The organism is Pseudomonas sp. ITEM 17296 (assembly GCF_028895205.1).
GTDB lineage: Bacteria > Pseudomonadota > Gammaproteobacteria > Pseudomonadales > Pseudomonadaceae > Aquipseudomonas > Aquipseudomonas kermanshahensis.
On sequence record NZ_WJRS01000001.1, the window covers coordinates 584,005 to 603,985 of the forward strand.

Annotated in this window: 20 protein-coding genes; 15 read left to right on the top strand and 5 right to left on the bottom strand. The window is 62.7% G+C overall.

All coding sequences use genetic code 11. The annotated features are described in order from the left end of the window. Positions 1 to 59: 59 nt before the first annotated feature. A complete protein-coding gene (gluQRS, locus tag GIB19_RS02525) occupies positions 60 to 947 on the bottom strand; it encodes a tRNA glutamyl-Q(34) synthetase GluQRS (protein ID WP_238215294.1) in 888 nt (295 codons plus the stop codon). A 63-nt stretch (positions 948 to 1,010) separates the two neighbouring features. Next, positions 1,011 to 1,457: an RNA polymerase-binding protein DksA gene (dksA, locus tag GIB19_RS02530; protein WP_027595006.1), complete on the bottom strand. Its 447-nt coding sequence runs from the start codon at positions 1,455 to 1,457 to the stop codon at positions 1,011 to 1,013. A 210-nt stretch (positions 1,458 to 1,667) separates the two neighbouring features. Between dksA and GIB19_RS02535 the strand changes: the two genes are divergently transcribed. Both GIB19_RS02535 and sfsA read left to right on the top strand, forming a co-directional pair. Then, on the top strand, positions 1,668 to 2,840 hold the full coding sequence (locus GIB19_RS02535; protein WP_099430473.1) for a pyridoxal phosphate-dependent aminotransferase: 1,173 nt from the start codon (positions 1,668 to 1,670) through the stop codon (positions 2,838 to 2,840). Continuing rightward, positions 2,840 to 3,553 (top strand): DNA/RNA nuclease SfsA, encoded by a 714-nt coding sequence (sfsA, locus tag GIB19_RS02540; protein ID WP_099430472.1) that lies wholly within the window; start codon positions 2,840 to 2,842, stop codon positions 3,551 to 3,553. Before GIB19_RS02535 ends, sfsA begins: the two co-directional genes overlap by 1 nt. Here sfsA and GIB19_RS02545 read toward each other — a convergent pair. Beyond that, positions 3,543 to 3,860, bottom strand: coding sequence for a Rieske (2Fe-2S) protein (locus tag GIB19_RS02545; RefSeq protein ID WP_186683304.1), 318 nt, complete (start codon positions 3,858 to 3,860; stop codon positions 3,543 to 3,545). The two genes, sfsA and GIB19_RS02545, sit on opposite strands and share 11 nt — an antisense overlap. A gap of 149 nt (positions 3,861 to 4,009) precedes the next feature. On the opposite strand from GIB19_RS02545, the gene GIB19_RS02550 reads away from it, so the two are divergent. Genes GIB19_RS02550 through GIB19_RS02565 form a run of 4 tightly spaced genes read left to right on the top strand, consistent with a single transcriptional unit; the run spans position 4,010 to position 7,595 of the window. Next, entirely contained in the window at positions 4,010 to 4,894 is an 885-nt protein-coding gene (locus GIB19_RS02550) for a heme/hemin ABC transporter substrate-binding protein (protein ID WP_085274230.1), read from the top strand. Positions 4,895 to 4,944: 50 nt separating this feature from the next. Continuing rightward, entirely contained in the window at positions 4,945 to 5,928 is a 984-nt protein-coding gene (locus tag GIB19_RS02555; RefSeq protein WP_172960433.1) for a FecCD family ABC transporter permease, read from the top strand. Continuing rightward, entirely contained in the window at positions 5,928 to 6,695 is a 768-nt protein-coding gene (locus tag GIB19_RS02560) for a heme ABC transporter ATP-binding protein (protein WP_099430469.1), read from the top strand. The genes GIB19_RS02555 and GIB19_RS02560 overlap by 1 nt, the downstream gene beginning before the upstream one ends. A gap of 12 nt (positions 6,696 to 6,707) precedes the next feature. Beyond that, on the top strand, positions 6,708 to 7,595 hold the full coding sequence (locus GIB19_RS02565) for a ChaN family lipoprotein (RefSeq protein WP_274883323.1): 888 nt from the start codon (positions 6,708 to 6,710) through the stop codon (positions 7,593 to 7,595). Positions 7,596 to 7,808: 213 nt separating this feature from the next. Here GIB19_RS02565 and GIB19_RS02570 read toward each other — a convergent pair whose 3' ends face one another. Beyond that, a complete protein-coding gene (locus tag GIB19_RS02570) occupies positions 7,809 to 8,087 on the bottom strand; it encodes a TfoX/Sxy family protein (RefSeq protein WP_027594998.1) in 279 nt (92 codons plus the stop codon). A 336-nt stretch (positions 8,088 to 8,423) separates the two neighbouring features. Then, the gene (locus GIB19_RS02575) at positions 8,424 to 9,986 is read right to left on the bottom strand and encodes a bifunctional aminoglycoside phosphotransferase/ATP-binding protein (RefSeq protein ID WP_027594997.1); all 1,563 of its coding nucleotides are present in this window, start codon (positions 9,984 to 9,986) and stop codon (positions 8,424 to 8,426) included. Between the two features lie 116 nt (positions 9,987 to 10,102). Between GIB19_RS02575 and mrcB the strand changes: the two genes are divergently transcribed. The 9 genes from mrcB to msrQ all read left to right on the top strand — a co-directional run bounded on the left by mrcB (position 10,103) and on the right by msrQ (position 19,963). Further along, the gene (mrcB, locus tag GIB19_RS02580; RefSeq protein WP_027594996.1) at positions 10,103 to 12,424 is read left to right on the top strand and encodes a penicillin-binding protein 1B; all 2,322 of its coding nucleotides are present in this window, start codon (positions 10,103 to 10,105) and stop codon (positions 12,422 to 12,424) included. Between the two features lie 15 nt (positions 12,425 to 12,439). Next, a complete protein-coding gene (locus tag GIB19_RS02585) occupies positions 12,440 to 13,228 on the top strand; it encodes a tetratricopeptide repeat protein (protein ID WP_085274228.1) in 789 nt (262 codons plus the stop codon). Further along, a complete protein-coding gene (locus GIB19_RS02590) occupies positions 13,228 to 13,560 on the top strand; it encodes a YqcC family protein (RefSeq protein ID WP_027594994.1) in 333 nt (110 codons plus the stop codon). The genes GIB19_RS02585 and GIB19_RS02590 overlap by 1 nt, the downstream gene beginning before the upstream one ends. Before the next feature lie 408 nt (positions 13,561 to 13,968). Next, complete coding sequence (locus GIB19_RS02595; protein ID WP_027594993.1) at positions 13,969 to 15,693, top strand: acetolactate synthase 3 large subunit; 1,725 nt, start codon at positions 13,969 to 13,971, stop codon at positions 15,691 to 15,693. A gap of 1 nt (position 15,694) precedes the next feature. Continuing rightward, positions 15,695 to 16,186, top strand: coding sequence for an acetolactate synthase small subunit (gene ilvN, locus GIB19_RS02600; protein ID WP_003250040.1), 492 nt, complete (start codon positions 15,695 to 15,697; stop codon positions 16,184 to 16,186). A gap of 55 nt (positions 16,187 to 16,241) precedes the next feature. Continuing rightward, positions 16,242 to 17,258 (top strand): ketol-acid reductoisomerase, encoded by a 1,017-nt coding sequence (gene ilvC / locus GIB19_RS02605; RefSeq protein ID WP_027594992.1) that lies wholly within the window; start codon positions 16,242 to 16,244, stop codon positions 17,256 to 17,258. A 149-nt stretch (positions 17,259 to 17,407) separates the two neighbouring features. Beyond that, the gene (pssA, locus tag GIB19_RS02610) at positions 17,408 to 18,259 is read left to right on the top strand and encodes a CDP-diacylglycerol--serine O-phosphatidyltransferase (RefSeq protein ID WP_027594991.1); all 852 of its coding nucleotides are present in this window, start codon (positions 17,408 to 17,410) and stop codon (positions 18,257 to 18,259) included. A 79-nt stretch (positions 18,260 to 18,338) separates the two neighbouring features. Continuing rightward, complete coding sequence (msrP, locus tag GIB19_RS02615; RefSeq protein WP_099430465.1) at positions 18,339 to 19,352, top strand: protein-methionine-sulfoxide reductase catalytic subunit MsrP; 1,014 nt, start codon at positions 18,339 to 18,341, stop codon at positions 19,350 to 19,352. After that, entirely contained in the window at positions 19,352 to 19,963 is a 612-nt protein-coding gene (msrQ, locus tag GIB19_RS02620; protein ID WP_274883336.1) for a protein-methionine-sulfoxide reductase heme-binding subunit MsrQ, read from the top strand. The genes msrP and msrQ overlap by 1 nt, the downstream gene beginning before the upstream one ends. Positions 19,964 to 19,981 lie beyond the last annotated feature (18 nt).

The window sequence follows — 19,981 nt, forward strand, 5'->3', positions numbered from 1 at the left end:
GGTAGGTTGCCTGTGCGGGGCCTCTTCGCGGGTAAGCCCGCGAAGAGGCCGAGGAGGACTCAGCGCAAATCAGCCTCTGGCACGGTCGTCCGCTGCGCAATCGCCTCGGGCCGCCACTGCTTGCGGGCTACCGCCAACACTTCAGCCGGCGTTGCCAGCAGCAACTCGGGGTTTGCTTCTTGCCCCAGCGCCCGCAATGCCCGCAACAGCAGGGGGGTAGCATGCTCCGCCTGTAAGGGCGGCGAGCGGTACGACTTGCCCAGCTTGTGCCCATCTGGCTGCACGATCAGCGGAATATGCAGGTAACGCGGCTGTGAGAACCCCAGCAGCTCTTGCAGGTACAACTGGCGCGGTGTGTTGTCGAGCAGGTCGGCCCCGCGCACGATATCGGTAACCCCTTGCCAGGCATCATCCAGCACCACCGCCAGCTGATACGCATACAGCCCGTCACGGCGCTGGATGACGAAATCACCCACCTCGCGCCCCAGGTGTTGCTGAAACTCACCCTGGACCCGGTCGGTGAACCGGTAGATCAACTCTGGCACCCGCAGACGGATCGCCGCGCCCTCGCGAGCATGCCCGGCGTTGCGGCACAAGCCTGGGTAAATGCCGTTGTGCCCTTCCAGCTGTTTGCGCGAGCAGGTGCAGGCGTAGGCCAGGCCCATGTTGAACAGGCGGTCGACCACTGCTGCATAAGCCTCATGGCGCTGGCTCTGGAACACCACCTCGCCATCCCACTCCAAGCCGTAACGCTCCAGGGTCTGCAAGATAGCGTCGCGGGCCCCGGGCATTTCCCGGGGCGGGTCGGTGTCTTCCATGCGCAGCAGCCAGCGGCCGTTGACGGCGCGGGCGTCGAGCCAGGAGGCGAGGGCGGCGACCAGCGAGCCGAAGTGCAGAAAGCCGCTGGGGGTAGGGGCGAAGCGCCCGATGTAGCTGGAGTCGTTCATGGCGGTCGTGCGTCTGAAAATGAAACGGGGCGCAAGATGCGCCCCGTTTGGGTGGGAAAAGGATCAGCCTTTGCCGACTGTTTTTTCCTTTTTCTCCGCGATTTCCTTGCAGTCGAAGCACAGGTCGGCGGTTGGGCGGGCTTCGAGGCGACGCAGGCCGATCTCGATGCCGCAGGACTCACACCAGCCGTACTCTTCGTCCTGAATCTTCTGCAGGGTCTTGTCGATCTTCTTGATCAGCTTGCGCTCGCGATCGCGGTTACGCAGCTCCAGGGCGAACTCTTCTTCCTGGCTGGCACGGTCGGCCGGGTCTGGGAAGTTGGCCGCTTCGTCCTTCATGTGGGTCACGGTCTGATCCACGCTCGTCATCAACTCAAGCTTCCAGGCACCCAGAAGTTTGGTGAAATGCTTGCGCATGGGCTCCCCCATGTACTCCTCGCCCTTGCTTTCTTTATAGGGCTCTACACCGTACATGGACTGACTGGTTTTTTGCTTTTCTACGGTGGACATGAATAGACCGCCTCTCACTCATCTGATCCAATGCGCAGGATGCTCCATCTCCGGCACCCGCCGGCCCTGCGACTGCGAGCCGCCGAACTTACCAGATAGATCGGGGGTGCGCTACCCCGCCCGATCCTGCTAATTGACAGCGGCGCGAGCCACACGTTCGGTAGCGTGCAGAGGTAGAATCTCCAGTTTAGACCCAATTGAGAGAAGGTCATGGCCCACCCTTACAGTGCGCGCAGCCGCGCCATCGAACCCTTTCACGTCATGGCGTTGCTGGCGCGGGCCAACGAGCTGCAGGCGGCCGGCCATGATGTGATCCACCTGGAAATCGGCGAACCGGACTTCACCACAGCCGCGCCGATCGTCGAGGCCGGCCAGGCTGCATTGGCCGCGGGCCACACCCGCTATACCGCCGCCCGTGGCCTGCCGGCGCTGCGCGAGGCGATCGCCGGCTTCTATGGGCAGCAGTATGGCGTCAGTGTTGATCCTGAGCGCATTCTGATTACGCCGGGCGGATCTGGCGCACTGTTGCTGGCCAGCAGCCTGTTGGTAGACCCAGGCAAGCACTGGTTGCTGGCTGACCCGGGCTACCCCTGCAATCGCCACTTCCTGCGCCTGGTCGAAGGCGGCGCGCAGCTGGTGCCGGTGGGGCCTGAGGTCAACTACCAACTCACCGCCGACCTGGTTGACCGCTATTGGGACAAAGACACGGTCGGGGCCCTGGTCGCCTCGCCAGCCAACCCGACTGGGACGGTACTGAACCGTGACGAGTTGGCCAGCCTGTCGCGCGCTACCCGTGAGCGCCATGGCCACCTGGTGGTGGACGAGATTTACCACGGGCTGACCTACGGCATGGACGCGCCCAGCGTGCTGGAAGTGGACGATGGGGCGTTTGTCCTGAATAGTTTTTCGAAGTATTTCGGCATGACCGGCTGGCGCCTGGGCTGGCTGGTGGCGCCGCCCGGCGCCGTGGCAGACCTGGAAAAACTCGCACAGAACCTGTACATCAGCGCACCCAGCATGGCCCAGCATGCTGCGCTGGCGTGCTTCCAGCCGCAAACCCTGGCGATTCTGGAAGAGCGCCGCGCCGAATTCGCCCGTCGCCGCGACTACCTGTTGCCAGCCCTGCGCGAGCTGGGCTTTGGCATCGCCGTCGAGCCCGAGGGGGCTTTCTACTTGTACGCCGACATCAGCGCCTTCGGCGGCGATGCCTTTGCGTTCTGCCGGCACTTCCTCGAAACCGAGCACGTGGCCTTTACCCCCGGCCTGGATTTTGGTCGCCACCTGGCGGGGCATCATGTGCGTTTTGCCTACACCCAGAGCCTGCCGCGCCTGGAACAGGCCGTGCAGCGCATCGCCCGCGGCCTGCGGAGCTGGCAAGGCTGATGGCGTTTTTTCCTCCACTCGAGCAGGGGCGCCTACTGCGGCGCTACAAACGGTTTTTGGCGGACATCGAGCTGGCCAATGGCGAGCAAATGACCATCCATTGCCCGAACACTGGGTCCATGCTCAATTGCATGCGCGAAGGCGGGCAGGTGTGGTTCAGCCGCTCCAACGACCCCAAGCGCAAGCTGCCAGGCACCTGGGAGATCAGTGAAACGCCCCAAGGCCGCCTGGCCTGCGTGAACACCGGGCGCGCCAACGCGTTGGTTGAAGAGGCGCTGCGTGCCGGGGTTATCAGTGAGCTGGCCGGTTTCACCGCACTCAGGCGTGAAGTGGCGTATGGCGAAGAGGGCAGCCGCATCGACTTTCGCCTGGAGTTCGACGCCGGCCCGGCCTATGTCGAAGTCAAGAGCGTAACCCTGGGCTACCCGGACACCGCCGTCGCGGCCTTCCCCGACGCCGTCACCCAGCGCGGTGCCAAGCACCTGCGTGAACTGGCGACGCTGGCTCGCCAAGGTGTGCGTGCGGTGCAGTTGTACTGCGTGAACCTGACCGGCGTTGACGCCGTGCGCCCGGCCGAGGAAATCGACGCGGGCTACGCCCAGGCCTTGCGCGCCGCCGTGGCTGAAGGCGTGGAGGTGCTGGCGTACGGCACCTACCTGGATGCCGAGCGTATCGTCATCGACCGCCCCTTGCCGGTACTGCTCAACCCTTGAGCCAGATGCCCTGGCTGTCTTCATGGCAGCCCAGGGCCTGCAGGCTGTCGCCCTCGCACGGCCCGGCCACGCATTCGCCGCTTTCTATCAGGAACAAAGCGCCATGATGGGCGCAGTGAATCAGGCTGGCGCTGTCATCGAGAAAGGCATCTGCAGCCCAGTTCAGTGGGATGCTGCGGTGTGGGCAGCGGTTGCGGTAGAGGTACACCTGGCCCTGGCGGCGCACGCCGAACAGGTCGACGCCGTCTACGCTGAAGGCGCGGCTGTGGCCCTCGGCCAATGAGCTGGAGGTACAAAGGAAGTGCATGGCAAGGACGACTCGTGAAACACGTGATGGCTTGACGCTTCAATGCGAATAATTATCAAATTGCCCGCATTCGATGCGCCCGGCTGTCTATGGTGCGCAGTTCCGCCGCCCGCCACAAGGCGCGCGGCCCGCCTTCAGAAGGAAATCCGATGATGCGCCGTCCCGCTGCCCTGATCGCCCTGTGCGCAGGCCTTGTGCTGTCCACCCAGGCCCTGGCTGCCGAACTGCCGCAGCGATGGGTCAGCGCCGGTGGTGCGCTGAGCGAGTGGGTCACTGCGCTGGGCGGCGAATCACGCCTGGTCGGCGTCGATACCACCAGCCAGCACCCCGCATCGCTGAAGGCGCTGCCGAGCGTCGGCTATCAGCGCCAGTTGTCTGCCGAAGGTATTCTCAGCCTGCGCCCAGACGTACTGGTGGGCACCGAAGAAATGGGCCCGCCGCCGGTGTTGGCGCAGATTCGCAAGGCGGGTGTGCGGGTGGAGTTGTTCTCGAGCAAGGCCGAACTGGATGCGGTCGATCAGAACCTCAAGCACCTGGGCCAATTGCTGGGTGCCGAGCCGCAAGCCACCGCGTTGGCGGCGGGCTATCGTCAGCAGTTGGATGCGTTGCAGGCTCAGGTCAAACACGCCCAGGCAGGCCAGAAGGCGCCCGGGGTGTTGCTGCTGGTGGGCCATGCCGGTGCCAAGCCGCTGATCGCAGGGCAAGGCACTGCCGGCGACTGGCTGCTACGCCAGGCCGGGGCGCACAACCTGGCCGAGCATCAGGGTTACAAGAACTTCTCCAATGAGGCACTGGCGGCGCTGGACCCGGATGTAGTGGTGTTCTCCGATCGTGCGTTGGCCGACGAGCAGGCGCTGCAAGCGCTGCTGAAGGAAAACCCAGCGCTGGCGGCCTCCCGCGCCGTGCGTGAACAGCGCCTGGTGTCGCTTGACCCGACGCTGCTGGTTGGCGGCCTTGGGCCACGCCTGCCAGCGACCCTGCGCTCGTTGGCTGCCACCTTCTACCCGGCAGCCAAGGGCAGTTTCGCTCAATGAGACAACGCGTTCAGCCACGCACATTGATCATCTGCCTGAGCTTGCTGTGCCTGTTGGCGGTGTGGCTGTCCCTGGCCCTGGGGCCGGTCAGCCTGCCGCTGTTCGATACCTTGCGCGCTGGGCTGCGCTTGTTGGGGCTGCCGATCGCCGGTGATGGCCTGCAGCAGGCGGAAATGATCCTCGGCCAGATTCGCCTGCCGCGCACCTTGCTGGGGCTGGCGGTGGGGGCGGTGCTGGCGCTGTCCGGCGTGGCCATGCAGGGGCTGTTCCGCAACCCGTTGGCCGACCCAGGGCTGGTAGGCGTCGCCGCCGGGGCGGCAATGGGCGCTGCAGTGGCCATTGTCGGCGGCAGCTGGTTTGGCGGAATGCCGGAGGTGCTGGCGCCTTATCTGCTGTCACTGTGCGCCTTCATCGGCGGGCTTGGGGTGACCGCGCTGGTCTATCGCCTGGGGCGGCGCGACGGCCAGACCAATGTCGCCACGATGCTGCTGGCCGGTGTGGCCATGACCGCGCTGGGCGGCGCGGCGGTGGGGCTGTTCTCCTACCTGGCCGATGACGCCACCTTGCGCACCCTGACGTTCTGGAACCTGGGCAGCCTCAACGGTGCCAGTTACGAGCGGCTGTGGCCGCTGTTGATGGTGGCTACCGGCGTGGCGCTGTGGTTGCCGCGGCGCGCGCGGGCGCTGAATGCCTTGCTGCTGGGGGAGTCGGAGGCGCGGCACCTGGGTATCGAGGTAGAGCGGCTCAAGCGCGAATTGGTGTTCTGTACCGCGCTGGGTGTCGGCGCGGCGGTGGCGGCGGCGGGGCTGATCGGCTTCATCGGGCTGGTGGTGCCGCACCTGGTGCGCTTGCTGGCAGGGCCTGATCACCGTGTGGTGTTGCCGGCCTCGCTGTTGGCGGGCGGCGTACTGATGCTGTTTGCCGACCTGGCGGCACGGCTGGTGCTGGCGCCAGCCGAACTGCCGATCGGCATTGTCACTGCGTTTATCGGTGCGCCGTTTTTCCTGTTTCTGCTGATGCGAGGGCGCAGCTGATGTTGCAAGTCGAGGGCCTGCACCTGCGGCGGGGAAGCAACGAGGTACTCCACGACATCCACCTGCAATTGGCCCCGGGGCAGGTGGTGGGCGTGCTCGGCCCCAACGGCGCGGGCAAGAGCAGCTTGCTGGGGGTGCTGTGTGGCGAGCTGGCGCCCGGCCAGGGGCATGTGACCTTGCAGGGCCGGCCGTTGGCCGATTGGGCAGGGCAGGAGCGGGCCAGGCGCCTGGCGGTGTTGCCGCAAGTGTCCAGCCTGGGCTTCTCGTTCAGGGTCGAGGAAGTGGTGGGCATGGGGCGGATGCCGCATGGCAGTGGCCAGGTGCGCGACGCCGAGATCGTCGAAGCAGCCTTGCGTGCAGCGGACGCCTGGCACCTGCAGGGGCGCAGCTACCTGGCGCTGTCGGGCGGTGAGCGGCAGCGGGTGCACCTGGCGCGTGTGCTGGCCCAGCTGTGGCCAGGTGAGCAGGGGACTACGCTGTTGCTTGATGAGCCGACGTCGATGCTCGACCCACTGCATCAGCACACGACCCTGCAAGCGGTGCGCCGCTTTGCCGACCGAGGCGCTGCGGTGCTGGTGATCCTGCATGACCTGAACCTGGCGGCACGCTACTGTGACCGTATCCTGTTGCTTGAGCAGGGCCGCTGCCATGCCTTGGCCTCCCCCGACGAAGTGCTCACGCCTGGGGCATTGAAGGCGGTGTTCGGTATCGATGTGCTGGTACAGGCTCACCCGGAGCGTGGCCACCCGCTGATCATCACTCGCTAGGAGGCATTGCCGATGCGCCATCCACTGCTGTCCGGTTTATCGCTGTGCCTGGTGCTGGCCCTGGGCGGATGCCAGGCCAGCCTGCCGCCGTTGCCGGGCTGGCAGAGTACTGAAGGGCGCGAACACGCGCAGTTGGGGCACATCAAGGATCTGGCCAGCGGGCAGCTCATCAGCCCGGAACAACTGGTCACGCAGCTGGCCGATGCCCCGCGTGTGTTGGTAGGGGAGAAGCACGACAACCCCGACCATCACGCACTGCAGCTGTGGCTGTTGCAGGCCCTGCAGGGCCGGCGCGCTCAGGGCAGCCTGTTGATGGAGATGCTGCAGCCTGAGCAGCAGCCGCTGGTCGACAAACTTGAAGCACAGCCACCGTTGCCCGCGGACTTGCCCAAGGCGTTAGCGTGGGAAGAAGGCTGGGACTGGCAGATGTACGGCCCGTTGGTCACGCAGGCCTTGCAGCACGGCATCCCGCTGCTGGCCGCCAACCTTTCACCTGGGCAGATGCGCCACGCCTACCGGCACCCGGCTTCGTTACCGGGCGCACAGTCCAATGCGCCTAGGGTCAAGGCCGCGTTGCTTGAACAGGTGCGTGCCGGGCACTGCGGCTTGCTGCCGGAAAGCCAGTTGCCGGCCATGCTTGCCGTTCAACAGCAGCGCGACCGGCAAATGGCAGAGCAGTTGCTGAAGGCGCCGCAGCCAGCCCTGCTATTGGCTGGCGCATACCACGTACGCAAGGACCTGGGTGTGCCGTTGCACTTGGCTGACCTGGGCGCGCAGGGCCGTAGCGTGGTCGTGTTGTTGGCCGAGGTCGGCGAGGAAGCCGAGGCGGGCATGGCCGATTATGTGTGGTACACGGCGGCAATGCCGGAGCAGGACTACTGCGCTCAACTGCGCAAGTAACGTCACGGGTATCGGCGTTGTCACCGCGCACGCGGTGCAAAACCGTCAGGCAAAAAAAGACCCGGCAAAGAGCCGGGTCAATAACCGTGATTAGCCTGATGAGGAGATAATCTGAGAGTCCGAACCAGGGGCTTTCAGTTTATCCAACCAGTCTCGCGACCAGTTGTGATAATCATAACGATTCTCATTTCGGAGTCAATCCCCTTCGTCGGTTTATTTCGCGTTTTTTTGCGCAGGGTTCTTCGCGTCCAACTGTTGATTGAGCGCTTCCTTGCGTTCGGTGGGCAAATCGTTCCAGTGCATGTCGAGCAAGGCGCCTTCAATGGCGTACAACAGCACTTTGGAGGCCCGGAACCCTCGCGTTTTCACAGCTTGGTACGCACCCACCGCACCGAGCCGGCGCAAATCCGACGCGCTGTGGATGCCGGCCGCATGCAACCACTGCGCAGAAGTCTTGCCAAGATTCTTCAGATGCTGCAATTCATCGTTCATCGAGCCTCCTTGCGATGGCTGAACGGGTGTTGGGGGATAAATCGCGAGCAGGTCAGAGAGGAGTGTAGCGGGGGTTGGAAAATGCGCGGCCTTTTGCCATCGGGTGCGACGATTGGGGAGGGGAGCCGCCTTTTACGGCCCTATCGCCGGCAAGCCAGCTCCCACCCGAACTATGAGCCTTCAAGTCTAGCGCCGCACCTGTGGGAGCTGGCTTGCCAGCGATGAGGCCGGAACAAGCACCACAAGACAGTTGCTCCCACAGGGACACCACTGCCCTTGAGGCCTGTGGAACTCCTGTGGGAGCCGGCTTGCCGGCGATAAGCTGCAATGCTGACCTTACAGGCCCGGCAAGCGCTGGCGGATCTGGTCGATCACCTGGTCCATGCTGGCGCTTTCCTGCGTATCGACACGGGTGGCGTGCTGCAGTTCTGTGGCATCCAGCGGCTCACGGCTGGCCTGCTGAGCCTTGACCACCTCTAGGGTAGCGTCCGACGGGTCGGTTTTTTCCGCCTGGCGCTGCGCCAGCCAACTGGCGATCACCGCCTCCGGGGCTTGGCAGTCGAGGACCAGGAACGGCACGCCGGTCGCGCTGGCGACCTCTGCCGCCGCTTGGCGTTGAGCATGTTTCAGGTAGGTGGCATCGAGCACCACCGGGAAACCGGCGCGCAGGATGGTGCCGGCCAGGTCGTGCAGGCGCTGATAGGTCGCGGCGCTGGCATCCTGGTCATAGATGCCGGCATCTTGCTGCCCAGATAGCGTTGCCTGCTGCTCGCCGAACAGGCGCTTGCGCTCTACGTCCGAACGCACACGCACGGCGCCCAGGGCTTCGACCAGGCGCATCGCCACGTGGCTCTTGCCCACCGCCGAGACGCCGTGGGTGATGGCCAGCAGACGCGAAGGGATGGCGCTGTAGCTTTCCGCCAGGTTGGCATAGTTGCGGTAGGTGCGCAGGGTGGTGGCGCGCTGCACGCCATCGGCATTGGCGGGCATGCTGAACAGGGCGACCTTGGCGCGCACCAGGGCGCGGTAGGCCTTGTAGAAGTTGAGCACTTCCAGGCCCTCGTAGTCGCCGGTCAGCTCCAGGTACTGGCTGACGAAGCGGTGCGCCAGGCACTTGAGGCCGCGGTCTTCCAGGTCCATGGCCAGGAAGCCGGTATCGGCCCAGACATCGGTCATGCGGAACGGCTCGTTGAACTCGATGCAGTCGAAGATCACCACTTTGCCGTCGATCAGGGTGGCGTTGCCCAGGTGAATGTCACCGTGGCATTCGCGGGTGAAGCCGTTGGCCTTGCGCGCTTCGAACAGGCCTTTGAGGCGCTCGAAGCTGCTGCGTGCCCATGCCTGGAGGTTATCCAGTTGCAGCAGGTCGGCCTTGTCGCTGAGGAACGGACGGATCTGCTCGAAGTTCTGCTCGACCGGGGCCATCACGCTTTCAGGCGAGCCATAAGGTTGCGCTGCCGGGACCTTGGGGGTCTGCAGATGGAATTCGGCGATCTGCCGGGCCATCTGGTCGATGTGCTCGGCGTTGAGCTCGCCGTTGGCTTGCAGGGTGCTGAGCATCTGCCCCTGGGGGAACTGGCGCATTTTCAGGGCGTATTCGATTGCTACACCCTCACCGCCGATTTGTGGCGCTTCGGCGCTACCGGTGATCGGCAACACGTCGAGGTACAGGCCGTCGGTCAGGCGCTGGTTCAGGCGCAATTCTTCGTTACAGAAATGCTCGCGCTGATCCAGCTGGGTGAAGTCGAGGAAGCCGAAGTTCATCGGTTTCTTGACCTTGTAGGCGTACTCGCCAGTGAGCAGGACCCAGGAGATATGCGTCTCGATGAGTTGGAACCCATCCACGGGATGAGGGTAGAGGGCTGGGTTCTGCAACGCAGTGATAAGAGCTTGGCTCACGGGAAATCCTTCCGGGGGCAGGGAATTCGAATGCGCCATTATGGTCAATGGTGCCGTCCCTGCATACCGCCGAGGGCGCCTGCCCAGCCTTTACAAAGTGCGTATAATCCGCCGCCATGACTCGAACTCGAAACGCTCGTACCCCTCAGAAACGCCCGACCGGCCGCTCTCGCGCCTGGCTGGGCTGGGCTTTGAAGCTCAGCCTGGTCGGCCTGGTGATCCTCGCCGGCTTCGCGGTTTACCTCGATGCTGTCGTCCAAGAGAAGTTCTCTGGCAAGCGTTGGACCATTCCGGCCAAGGTATACGCCCGGCCACTGGAGCTGTTCGTCGGCCAGAAGCTGAGCAAGAACGACTTCCTCACCGAACTCGATGCCCTGGGCTATCGCCGTGAAAGCGCGGCCAACGGCCCGGGTGCGGCCGCGGTCAACGGTAATACCGTCGACCTCAATACCCGTGGCTTCCAGTTCTACGAGGGGATGGAACCCGCGCAGTTCGTCCGCGTGCGCTTCTCTGGCGATTACGTGGCGGGGCTGGCCGGTGCCAATGGCGGCAAGCTCGACGTGGTGCGCCTGGAGCCGCTGATGATCGGCGGTATCTACCCGAAAAACCTCGAGGACCGGATCCTGATCAAGATCGATCAGGTGCCACCGTACCTGCTCGAGACCCTGGTCGCGACCGAAGACCGCGACTTCTATAGCCACTTTGGCGTGTCGCCCAAGTCCATCGCCCGTGCCGTGTGGGTGAACACCTCGGCCGGCTCCATGCGCCAAGGCGGCAGTACCCTGACCCAGCAGTTGGTGAAGAACTTCTACCTCACCAGCGAACGGAGCCTCAGCCGCAAGCTGACCGAGGCCATGATGGCTGTGCTGCTGGAGCTGCATTACGACAAGCGTGAAATCCTCGAGGCCTACCTCAACGAGGTGTTCGTCGGCCAGGACGGCCAACGCGCGGTGCATGGCTTCGGCCTGGCCAGCCAGTTCTTCTTCAGCCAGCCGCTGTCGGAGCTCAAGCTGCACCAGATCGCCTTGCTGGTGGGCATGGTCAAGGGGCCGTCCTACTACAACCCGCGGCGTTATCCTGACCGCGCCCTGGCCCGCCGTAACCTGGTGCTCGACCTGCTGGCCGAGCAGGGCGTGGCGAGCAAGGACGTGATCGAGGCGGCGAAGAAGATGCCATTGGGTGTGACCAAGCGCGGCAGCCTGGCGGACAGCTCGTTCCCAGCCTTCCTCGACTTGGTCAAACGCCAGTTGCGCCAAGACTACCGCGACGAAGACTTGACCGAAGAAGGCCTGCGCATCTTCACCAGTTTCGACCCGATCCTGCAGATGAAGGCCGAAACCTCCATGAACGAGACGTTCAAGCGCCTGGCCGGGCGCAAGGGCGCTGACGAGGTCGAGTCGGCGATGGTCGTGACCAACCCGGAAACCGGCGAGGTGCAAGCGCTGATCGGCAGCCGCCAGTCGGGCTTTGCCGGCTTCAACCGGGCCATCGACGCGGTGCGGCCGATTGGCTCGCTGGTCAAGCCGGCGGTGTACCTGACCGCGCTGGAACAGCCGAGCAAGTACACCCTGACCAGCTGGGTGCAGGACGAGCCGTTCTCGGTCAAAGGCGCCAACGGCCAGATCTGGCGCCCGCAAAACTACGACCGTCGTCCGCATGGCACCATTTACCTGTATCAAGGCCTGGCCAACTCCTACAACCTGTCGACCGCCAAGCTCGGCCTGGAAGTGGGTGTGCCCAACGTGATCAAGACCATCGGTCGGCTGGGGGTGAATGTCGACTGGCCAGCCTTCCCGGCGATGCTGCTGGGGGCAGGTGGCATGTCGCCGATGCAGGTCGCGACCATGTACCAGACCATTGCCAATGGTGGCTTCAACACGCCGATGCGCGGTATCCGCAGCGTGTTGACGGCCGAGGGTGAGCCGCTCAAGCGCTACCCGTTCCAGATCCAGCAGACCTTCGACCCAGGGTCCATCTACCTGGTGCAGAACGCCATGCAGCGGGTGATGCGCGAAGGTACCGGCCGTTCGGTGTACAACGTGCTGCCGCGTTCGCTGACCCTGGCCGGCAAGACCGGTACCAGTAACGACTCGCGCGACAGCTGGTTCTCCGGCTTTAGCCAGGACCTGCTGGCCGTGGTGTGGATGGGCCGCGACGATAACGGCAAGACGCCGTTCACCGGTGCCACCGGCGCCCTGCAGGTCTGGACCAGCTTCATGAAGAAGGCCGACCCGCTGCCGCTGGACATGCCGCAACCGGACAACGTCGTGCAAGCCTGGATCGACCCGTACAGCGGCCAAGGCTCTGACGGTAGCTGTCCGGGAGCCGTACAGATGCCGTATATTCGCGGAAGCGAACCGCCCGCCGGCGCAGCCTGTGGCGGTGAGCAGAATCCGGCAGAATCGGTCATGGACTGGGTCAAAGGCTGGATGAATTAAGCACAAGCTGCATTGATGAGGTGTGAAGTGAATAAGTGGCTGTTTCCTGCCTTGACGGCGTTGGTTGTGCTCCAGGGTTGCTCCAGCGTCCAGCGTGGCAATATCCCGGTGGTCGACTCGAGCACCCGCGTGTCCAACAGTGAACGCGTAACGGCCAACCGCTCGGCGGCTGGCATGAACAGCGGCACCTCACAAGCGCAGTCGCTGCCTGAGGATTCGGGCGTGACGGTGATGATCCCGCAGGGCGCCGGTGCCTCGAGCATCCAGACGTTCCCGGCCGGTAATGGGGCGGCGCCGATCAGCACCGCGCCGATTACCCCGGGCCCGATCTCGACCGGGCCGATGACCACCAACCCGAACCCGATCGCCGACGAGCCGTTCGATATCGCCTCGATGAACAGCACGCCAAAAGCTAGCAGTGCGCCGACCGGCATCCCGCGCAGCGGTGGCGCATCTGGCGGCTTGTCGGCCGACGAGCAGCTGGATGGGCCTGTACTGGCGCTGTTGACCACTGCCCAGCAACAGCAGGTCAGTGGTGATTTCAACGGTGCCTCGTCTAGCCTGGAGCGTGCCCAACGTATCGCCCCGCGCGAGCCGCAGGTGCTGTTCCGGCTGGCCCAGGTGCGTTTGTCCCAGGGCGATGCAGCGCAGGCCGAGCAGTTGGCTCGCCGCGCCCTGACCTACGCCAATGGCCGCCCCGACCTGCAGGCCGAACTGTGGAACACCATTGCCCAGTGCCGTGAAAAACAAGGTGACAGTGCCGGTGCGGCGCTGGCGCGGCAGAAGGCCCGAGTGAATTCCTGATGATCGAGCAACGCATTCTGGACATCGCCGACCACCTGCTGCTGATCGAGCGCGAGTTGAAGGTGCAAGGCTGGTGGGACGATGAGCCGCCCAGCGATGAAGCGCTGGAGAGCACCGTGCCCTTTGCGGTCGATACGATGACCCTGGAGCAGTGGCTGCAATGGATCTTCCTGCCCCGCATGAAGATCATCATCGAGCTCGGCCACCCGCTGCCCAGTGCCTCGGGCATCCTGGTGATGGCTGAAACGGTGTTCACCGATCGCCCGGAGCAGAGTCGCGAGCTACGGCGCCTGCTAGCAGAGTTCGATCAATTGATCGCTTCTGGAGCCTGATTTCTTCTCTTTTTCCTTCAAGGGCCGCAGATTGTGGCCCTTTTTTATGGAAATCTTCTTAATTCTGCTGCTGCTATCCTTTTTAGTGGTGGCAGGAATTCATCTTGAGGAAAAATTGGCAATAATTTTTCTTGACTTGTAGCCGCCAAATCACAAGAATCCAACTTCCGCTGTAGAGGGACTGCCAGAAGCAGACCCGCTAAGCAGATCATGAGGCGCACACCCGCGCCGACCTGTTACACCCCGCAACGCGTTACCTCGCGCTGGGTGGGAAAACCCCGCAACACTCTGGGGCGCTCCCAATACTTGCTCAGTCAGTGCTGACGTTCGCTCATGCTCTGCTTGGCAGTAAACCTATTAAGACCCGTCCACTAGGGACGGTATTCTGGCGTTTTAGAGGTGAACAACGTGGAGCTTTTATCTGGCGCTGAGATGGTCGTCCGCTTCTTGCGTGACGAAGGCGTTAAGCACATCTACGGGTACCCTGGCGGTGCTCTTCTTCATGTTTACGATGCCCTGTTCAAGGAACCGGAAGTCGAACACATCCTGGTTCGTCACGAACAGGCTGCAACCCATATGGCGGACGGCTACGCCCGTGCCACCGGCAAGGCCGGTGTGGTGCTGGTAACCTCCGGCCCGGGTGCGACCAATGCCATTACCGGCATTGCCACCGCCTACATGGATTCGATTCCGATGGTCATTCTGTCCGGCCAGGTGCCTAGCACCATGGTGGGTACCGATGCCTTCCAGGAAACCGACATGATTGGCATCTCGCGGCCGATCGTGAAGCACAGCTTCATGATCAAAAACGCCACCGAGATCCCAGAAGTTCTGAAAAAAGCCTTCTACCTGGCGCAATCCGGCCGTCCTGGCCCGGTCGTGGTCGACATTCCAAAAGATATGACCAACCCGGCCGAGAAGTTCGAATACGTCTACCCGAAGAAGGTCAAGCTGCGCTCCTACAGCCCGGCGGTCCGTGGCCACTCCGGCCAGATCCGCAAGGCCGCCGAGATGCTGCTGGCTGCCAAGCGCCCGATCGTTTACGCCGGCGGCGGCGTGATTCTGGGTGGCGGCTCCGAAGCCCTGACCGAAATCGCCAAGTCGCTGAACCTGCCGGTTACCAACACCCTCATGGGTCTGGGTGGCTTCCCGGGTACTGACCGTCAGTTCCTCGGCATGCTCGGCATGCACGGCAGCTTCACGGCCAACATGGCCATGCACAATGCTGACGTCATCTTTGCCGTCGGTGCGCGTTTCGATGACCGTGTGGTCAACGGCCCGGCCAAGTTCTGCCCGAATGCCAAGATCATCCACATCGACATCGACCCGGCGTCGATTTCCAAGATGATCAAGGCCGACGTGCCTATCGTTGGCCCAGTCGACAGCGTCTTGACCGAGATGCTCGGCATCCTCAAGGAAATCGGCGAGCAGCCTGACAAGGCCGCCGCAGAAGCCTGGTGGAAGCAGATCGATGAATGGCGTGGCGACGGCGACCTGTTCCCTTACAACAAGGGTGATGGCAGCGTCATCAAGCCGCAGACCGTGATCGAAACCCTGTGCGAAGTGACCAAAGGCGATGCCTTTGTTACCTCCGACGTGGGCCAGCACCAGATGTTCGCGGCGCAGTACTATCGCTTCAACAAGCCGAACCGCTGGATCAACTCCGGTGGCCTGGGCACCATGGGCTTCGGTTTCCCGGCGGCGATGGGCGTCAAGCTCAACTTCCCGGACCAGGACGTGGCGTGCGTGACCGGCGAAGGCAGTATCCAGATGAACATCCAGGAACTGTCCACCTGCATGCAGTACGGCCTGCCGGTGAAAATCGTCAACCTGAACAACGGCGTGCTGGGCATGGTCCGCCAGTGGCAGGACATGGCGTACAACGGCCGTCACTCGCACTCCTATGTCGAGTCGCTGCCTGACTTCATCAAGCTGGCCGAGGCCTATGGTCATGTGGGTATCCGCATCACCAGCCTGAAAGACCTCAAGCCGAAGCTGGAAGAGGCATTCGCGATGAAAGACCGTCTGGTGTTCATCGACATCGCGGTTGACCGTACCGAGCACGTCTATCCGATGCAGATCAAGGATGGCTCGATGCGTGACATGTGGCTGAGCAAGACGGAGCGTACCTGATATGCGGCACATCATTTCCTTGCTGCTGGAAAACGAACCCGGTGCCTTGTCTCGCGTCGTTGGCCTGTTCTCCCAGCGTAACTACAACATTGAAAGCCTGACCGTGGCGCCGACCGAAGACCCGACCTTGTCGCGTCTGACGCTGACCACCGTTGGCCATGACGAAGTGATCGAACAGATCACCAAGAACCTGAACAAGCTTGTCGAAGTGGTAAAGCTTGTCGACCTGTCGGAAAGTGCTCACATCGAGCGTGAACTGATGCTGGTCAAGGTCAAGGCCACCGGAGCCCAGCGGGCCGAGATCAAGCGCACCACGGACATTTTCCGTGGCCAGATCGTCGATGTGACCGCCAGTGTGTACACCGTGCAACTGAGCGGCACCAGCGACAAACTGGACAGCTTCATCCAGGCCATCGGCACCGCATCGATTCTCGAAACCGTGCGCAGTGGCGTCACCGGCATTGCCCGTGGCGACAAAGTGCTCAGCATCTAAATTCAAAAATTAGCGATGGCTCCGCAGGGGCCGAGATATAACCAGGGGTATTTTCATGAAAGTTTTCTACGATAAAGACTGCGACCTTTCCATCATCCAGGGTAAGAAAGTCGCCATCATCGGTTACGGTTCTCAAGGCCACGCCCAGGCGTGCAACCTGAAAGACTCCGGTGTAGACGTTACCGTCGGTCTGCGTAAAGGCTCGGCCACCGTTGCCAAGGCAGAAGCCCACGGCCTGAAAGTGGCCGACGTGGCTACCGCTGTCGCTGCTGCCGACCTGGTCATGATCCTGACTCCGGACGAGTTCCAAGGCGCTCTGTACAAGAACGAGATCGAGCCGAACATCAAGAAAGGCGCAACCCTGGCCTTCTCTCACGGCTTCTCGATCCACTACAACCAAGTCGTGCCACGTGCCGACCTCGACGTGATCATGATCGCGCCGAAAGCCCCGGGCCACACCGTGCGCTCCGAGTTCGTCAAAGGCGGCGGCATCCCTGACCTGATCGCTATCTACCAGGACGCTTCGGGCAACGCCAAGAACGTTGCGCTGTCCTACGCCGCAGGCGTGGGTGGCGGCCGTACCGGCATCATCGAAACCACCTTCAAGGACGAGACTGAAACCGACCTGTTCGGCGAGCAGGCTGTTCTGTGCGGCGGTACCGTCGAGCTGGTCAAAGCCGGTTTCGAAACCCTGGTTGAAGCGGGCTACGCGCCAGAAATGGCCTACTTCGAGTGCCTGCACGAGCTGAAGTTGATCGTTGACCTCATGTACGAAGGCGGTATCGCCAACATGAACTACTCGATCTCCAACAACGCCGAGTACGGTGAGTACGTCACCGGCCCAGAAGTCATCAACGAAGAATCCCGCAAGGCCATGCGCAACGCTCTGAAGCGCATCCAGGACGGCGAGTACGCGAAGATGTTCATCTCCGAAGGTGCTACCAACTACCCATCGATGACCGCCAAGCGTCGTAACAACGCTGCCCACGGCATCGAAATCATCGGCGAGCAACTGCGTTCGATGATGCCTTGGATCTCGGCGAACAAGATCGTCGACAAAGCCAAGAACTAAGTTTCTTGCAACATGAAAAACGCGGCTTCGGCCGCGTTTTTTCGTTTAGGCAGCCGGCATCTGGTATAAAGCAGACCAGTGGCCTGCCGTCAGAACCTGTTTCGCAGGCCCGTGTCGAACATATTCCACCCTGTTGCAAGGTACCCTACATGAGCGAACGTCCCGAAGAGCCGAACAAGCCCTCCGACGCCGAAAGCCTGCTACCTGTCGATGAGCACATTGAAGAGGGCCATGACGCCGAAGGGCGCAAGGTCCGGCATCGCGGCATCTATCTGCTTCCTAACCTGTTCACCACCGCCAACCTGTTCGCCGGCTTCTACTCCATCATCAACTCGATGAGCGCGCAGAGCGCGTTGAGTGCTGGCGACCCGCGCGAGGCAAGCAAGTACTTCGCCTTTGCCGCCATCGCCATCTTCGTCGCCATGGTGCTCGACGGCCTGGATGGCCGTGTGGCTCGCATGACCAATACCCAAAGCGCCTTCGGGGCCGAGTACGACTCGCTGTCGGACATGGTCGCCTTTGGTGTTGCCCCGGCGTTGCTGGCCTTTGGCTGGGCGTTGGGTGACATGGGCAAGGTCGGCTGGATGGTTGCCTTCATCTATGTGGCTGGCGCTGCTTTGCGCCTGGCGCGTTTCAATACCCAGGTGGGCACCGCCGACAAGCGTTACTTCATCGGCCTGGCAAGCCCGGCGGCTGCAGGTGTGGTCGCAGGCACCGTATGGGCCTTCAGTGACTACGGTATCCAGGGCTCCAAGCTGTCGTTCCTGGTGGCGCTGCTGGTAGCGGCGGCTGGCATGTTGATGGTCAGCAACATCAAGTACAACAGCTTCAAGGAACTCGACCTCAAAGGGCGTGTGCCGTTCGTGGCCATCCTGGCGGTGGTCCTGGTGTTCGCGGTGGTATTCAGCGACCCGCCCCGCATCCTGCTGCTGATCTTCCTTGCCTACGCGGCTTCGGGGCCGATCCAGTTCTTGCTGCGGTCTCGCCGTCGCAAGTCGTGACAATGATTTAATGATGGAATAACCCTCCGGCTCCATAGTCTTACTGGTACATCCGTTATCCAGTGCTATGGAGCCGTCCATGCTCATCAAGCTTCCCAGGTCATCCGAGTGCAAGGCGTCGGAGATCACGCCCGAAGGTCTCTATCTTTCTCGTCGCACCGTGCTCGGTGGCTCGCTGGCGGGCCTTGCCCTGGGCGCGCTACCGAGCCTGGGGCATGCCGCCGAGGTCAGTCGCTACGCCGATGTCGAGGCGGGCGCTGCACCCGCCTGGTTCAGTGACAAGCTTGCGGCGACGCGGTGGCAGGCGGTAACGGTCAAGGATGAGGCGATTACCCCCTTCAAGGACGCGACCCACTACAACAACTTCTATGAGTTCGGGCCCGACAAGGGTGACCCGGCTGCCAATGGCGACAGCTTGCAGACCGAGCCTTGGTCTGTGGTGATCGATGGCGAGGTCGGCAAGCCCGGGCGCTATGCCCTGGAAGACTTCGTCAAACCTTATCAGCTCGAAGAGCGCATCTACCGGTTGCGCTGTGTCGAAGCGTGGTCGATGGTCATCCCCTGGCTTGGCTTCCCGCTGGCGCAAGTACTCAAGCAAGTGGAACCGACATCCAACGCGCGCTACGTACGCTTCGAAACACTCAAAGATCCACAGCATATGCCAGGGCAACGCTCAGGCTTCGCCTTGATCGACTGGCCCTATAGAGAAGGGCTGCGCCTGGATGAGGCCATGCACCCGTTGGCGATTCTGGCGGTGGGTATGTATGGCCGCGAGCTGGCCAACCAGAATGGCGCGCCGTTGCGCTTGGTGGTGCCATGGAAGTACGGGTTCAAGAGCATCAAGTCGATCGTGCGGATCAGCCTGGTGGCCGAGCGCCCGCAAACGACCTGGGAGGGGCTGGCGCCAGATGAGTATGGCTTCTATGCCAACGTGAACCCCGAGGTCGATCACCCGCGCTGGACCCAAGCGCGTGAGCGGCGCCTGCCAAGTGGCCTGTTCAGCCCCAACGTACGGCCAACGCAAATGTTCAACGGCTACGCCGACGAGGTGGCTTCGCTGTATGCCGGCCTCGACCTGCGGAAGAACTATTGATGCGCTATCCCTGGTTGCGCCTGGCCATCTTTATAGTGGGGTGTGTGCTGCCACTCTGGTGGTTGTATGAGGCTGCGATGAACCTGCTGGGGCCGGACCCAGGGAAGATCCTGATGGACCGGCTGGGGTTGGGCGCGCTGACGTACCTGCTGGTGACCTTGAGCATGACGCCGCTGCAGCGGCTGACAGGGTGGTCGGGCTGGATCGTCGTGCGCCGCCAACTGGGGTTGTGGTGTTTTGCCTACATCGTGCTGCACATCCTTTGTTACCTCTTCTTTATTCTGGGGCTGGACTGGGGGCAGTTCGCTGTCGAGCTGCGTAAGCGGCCCTACATTATTGTGGGGGCGCTTGGCTTCCTCGGGTTGTTGGCGCTGGCGGTAACCTCGAATCGGTATAGCCAGCGCCGGCTGGGTGCGCGGTGGAAGAAGCTGCATAAGCTGGTGTATGTGATTCTCGGCCTGGGGCTGCTGCATTTCCTGTGGATCGTGCGCTCAGATCTGCGCGAGTGGGTTATCTATGCCGGCATTGGTGCCGTGTTGATGGCGCTGCGTATTCCTGCAGTCGCACGGCGTGTTCCTCGGGTGATCAGCGGGCGGGGGAGGGTGGTTTGAAACATTCTTGAAATAAAG